General features: G+C 68.5%; 3 protein-coding genes. 2 read left to right on the plus strand and 1 reads right to left on the minus strand.

Going from position 1 to position 3,628, the window contains the following annotated elements:
* The first annotated feature begins 564 nt into the window (after window positions 1-564).
* Together Q8814_RS25015 and Q8814_RS25020 are read left to right on the plus strand one after the other, a co-directional pair.
* Window positions 565-1,296: a hypothetical protein gene (locus Q8814_RS25015; RefSeq protein ID WP_330154655.1), complete on the plus strand. Its 732-nt coding sequence runs from the start codon at window positions 565-567 to the stop codon at window positions 1,294-1,296.
* Between the two features lie 121 nt (window positions 1,297-1,417).
* Entirely contained in the window at window positions 1,418-2,602 is a 1,185-nt protein-coding gene (locus Q8814_RS25020; protein WP_330154656.1) for a thiolase family protein, read from the plus strand.
* Window positions 2,603-2,698: 96 nt separating this feature from the next.
* Here the strand turns inward: Q8814_RS25020 and Q8814_RS25025 are convergent.
* Window positions 2,699-3,628, minus strand: a 930-nt coding sequence (locus tag Q8814_RS25025) for an SbcC/MukB-like Walker B domain-containing protein (RefSeq protein ID WP_330154657.1), incomplete at its 5' end; no start/stop codon positions are given.

Raw genomic sequence — 3,628 nt, forward strand, 5'->3', positions numbered from 1 at the left:
AGCTGGGCGCACATCGCGCCGAGTTCGAACTCGGCCGACGATGCCGCGCCGGCGGGCCTGATGCCAGGCGAATCGAGCTGAACAGTCATGCAGATTCCTCCGGTCTCGTCTGAATCGTCACAGATTGTGTCGTGTTCACCGCGGGAGGTGTTACTCATCCGTACACAAAACTTCTGTTCCGTATTCCGCACGATGAGAAGTCCCCCTCGAAAACATTTGATGAGCTGGAAGTATCCGACAACTGACCGCTCGGTATGGTAATCGTCACACTCCGTCGTGCCAATGGGGGGTGCCGGGGTGTCGCGACCCCCCGTGCGCAGTGCGCGTTTTCCTGCCGATCAGGCCGGGGTCGCTGGGGTAGCGTCGAGCCCGACCGGCATCTGCCGGGGGCGTCGGGGCCTCCGGACGTTCCGGAAGGGGATACCAGTGCGACGAACATCCGTCCGGAGGAAGAGCCCTGCATCCCACCGGGAAGTAGAAGGGCTCGAAAGGCCGTCCGAGTGGCCGCGACCGCGATGGAATCTGCGGGCTGCCGCCGCGATCGGATTCGCGGCGGTGGTCTTCGTGACAGCCTTCCTGGAAAGTCTGGCCGTCGCGCGAGGCGGTGACGGCGGCGAAGCCCGGTTCTTCCTGATCCTGGCGGGCCTGATGCTGCTCACCGCGCTCTTCGGGGCGACCTACTGGTGGCCGCACCGGGGGAAGCCCGGCGTCCGCCACGTCGAGCGCGGAGGGCGCGGCTTCACGGAGGTGCGGTCCCGGATCTCGGTATTCGGTCTGCTGGTGACGATGGTGGGGTGCGCCGCCGCCCTCGCGATCGGGGCAGCGGTCGAGGTGTTCCTGTTCAATGCCGGCGTTCCCGCCGTGAGTCTGGTTCTGGCGCTGCTGGGTCTCCCGTGCGTGCTGTTCGTTTCGGAGGTGCTGTTCGGGCGTATCCGCCCGGGTGGACTGTTGCTCGGGCCGGACGGGATCCGGGTGCGCGGCTGGACGCTCGAGGCGTATCTCCCGTGGGTCTCGGTCGCCGGTGTGAGGGCCGTGCACCACGGGTTTCCGGAGATCTGGGTGGAGGGCACACCCGAGGCCGCGTGGGCGAGGCGGCGGACCAGCCGGCTCTTTCGCCTGGACCGGATGCCGGATGCGCCCCGGCTCGAGGTGGACTCGCGTCGCTACGCCATCGATCCGGTGCTGCTGCACCGCCTGCTGGAGTTCTACGCGCTGTATCCGGAAACCCGTGCGGAGCTGGGGACACCCCGGGCGGTGGAGCGCGTGCGGGGACCGGACCTGGCCGATCCCCGCTGACACGAGAGTGCAATTGTTCCGATTTGAGAATCGATACTTTTCAGAACTCGTACGCGCGGGTAAGTTGATGGTAAGACTATCGGCACTCAGTGCCTCAACGCCAGGGCAGATTGGAACAGACATGACCACTCCCGAACCGATCGTCATCGTCGACGGCGCACGAACCCCCGTCGGCAGCTTCGGCGGCGCCTTCAAGGACGTACCCGCTCACGAGCTCGGCGCCACCGCCGTCCGCGCTGCCCTGCAGCGCTCCGGTGTCGCGGCCGAGGACATCGACGCAGTGGTCATGGGCTGCATCGGCCAGGTCGGGCCCGACGCATACAACGCCCGCCGGGTCACCCTCGCGGCCGGCCTCCCGGTGTCGACGCCCGCACTCACCGTCAACCGGCTCTGCGGGTCCGGGCTGCAGGCCGTGTGGTCGGCAGCGCAGGAGATCCGCTGGGGCGGCATCGACATCGCGGTTGCCGGCGGCGACGAGAACATGTCGCGGATGCCGTTCTACGACTTCGGGGCCCGCAACGGCTACAAGCTGGGCAACCGTGAACTGGTCGACGGCACCACCGGCATCCTCACCGATCCGTTCAGCGGTGCGCACATGGGCGTCACCGCCGAAAACGTCGCCCGCGAATACGGCGTCGGCCGCGAACAGCAGGACGAGTTCGCGCTCGAATCCCAGCGGCGTGCGGCCACCGAGACCGCCCGCGCGGTCTTCGCCGAGGAGATCACGCCCGTCGAGATCGGGGGACGTCGCCCGGTGACGGTGAGCGTCGACGAGCACCCCAAGCCCGATACCACCCTCGAAGCTCTCGGCAAGCTGCGCGCGGCGTTCGTGAAGGACGGAACGGTCACCGCCGGCAACGCCTCCGGCATCAACGACGGTGCCGCGGCGCTCGTGCTCGCCCGCGAATCGGTCGCCCGCGAACGCGGACTGGCCGGCAACGTCGTGCTCGAAGCGGTCGCGACCTCGGCGATGGAACCCGAACTCATGGGTTACGCGCCGACGCTCGCGCTCGCGAAGCTCTTCGAGCAGACCGGAAAGACGCCGTCCGACATCGACGTGGTGGAGCTCAACGAGGCATTCGCGTCCCAGGCCGTCGCCGTGATCCGCGACGCCAAGCTCGACCCCGAGAAGACCAACCCGTACGGCGGCGCGATCGCTCTCGGTCACCCGGTGGGAGCGACCGGGGCGATCCTGACGCTGCGCGTCGCGCGGGATCTCGTCCGTCGGGACCTCGAGTTCGGTGTGGTGACGCTGTGCATCGGTGGCGGTCAGGCGCTGGCCGCGCTGCTGCGTCGCGTGAGCTGACGCTTTCCGCGCCTACTCGGCTCTCCTCCCCGAGCCCGGATTCCCGCCCGTGTGCGAGGGGGAATCCGGGCTCGGAGGACGTTTGGGGAAGACCGGTCAGCGTGCGGGGCGCACGTGGCGGCTGCGGCCGTCCCAGTGCACCCGGGTGGTGACCGCCGAACTGTCGTCGAGACGCCGCACCTCGTAGATGTCGAGTGCCGGCACCTGCGGCACACATCCCCACAACGCGTGCCCGGTCATGACGAAGTCGATGTCCTGCCGCACCAGCAGGCCCATCAGTTCCCCGATGGTCGGCTCGTCGATCTTGGCGAACGCGTCGTCGAGCAGGACGAGCCGCAACGCCAGGGCCGTGTCGGGCAGGCCCGACAGGTATCCGTCGGCGGCCGCGAACAGCGCCACATACGACACGAACCGGGTCTCCCCTTGAGATATCTTGGCCCGCTTCGAGATCCGTCGCTCCTGATCGGGTTCCGGACCGACGATCGTCACTTCCACCGTGTGCCACTCCCGATAGTCCAGAGCCTGCGACAGGTGCGTTGCATAACCCGCCGACGGATCCTCGGCATGCGAGGACTCGACGCGGCGGCGCAGCAGTTCGATCAGATCCCCGCTCTCGCCGGGCGAGCGTGCGCTGTCGACCAGGAGGCGGGTGACCTGCGCGGCGTCGGCGTCCTCCCGTACCGGACGCCACCCGATCCGCACACCGATGCCGTGACTGGTGCGGCTGTCCGCCAGACTGTGGTTCATCGCCGCGATCAACGCCTCGGCCTGCTCGATGCGTCGACGTAACTCGTCGGCCACCCCACCCAGCACGAACCCGGTGAAGACATCGCGCTCACGCTGCGTCAGCGCCGCCCGGCCCGCCTCCGCGCGCTCGGCCAGAGCCGCCAGCACCGCCGTCGGTGCGGTGTTCTCACCGGCCCCGGAGATCCGTACGACGTGCGCTCCCTCCTCGACGGTGTGCTCGACGTCGAGCCGATCCGAGATCTCCCGGTCGAAGCGCTGCAGCGCCGCGAGGATCCGGTT

Origin of the sequence: Rhodococcus chondri (assembly GCF_036327435.1) — a bacterium.
Lineage (GTDB): Bacteria > Actinomycetota > Actinomycetes > Mycobacteriales > Mycobacteriaceae > Rhodococcus > Rhodococcus chondri.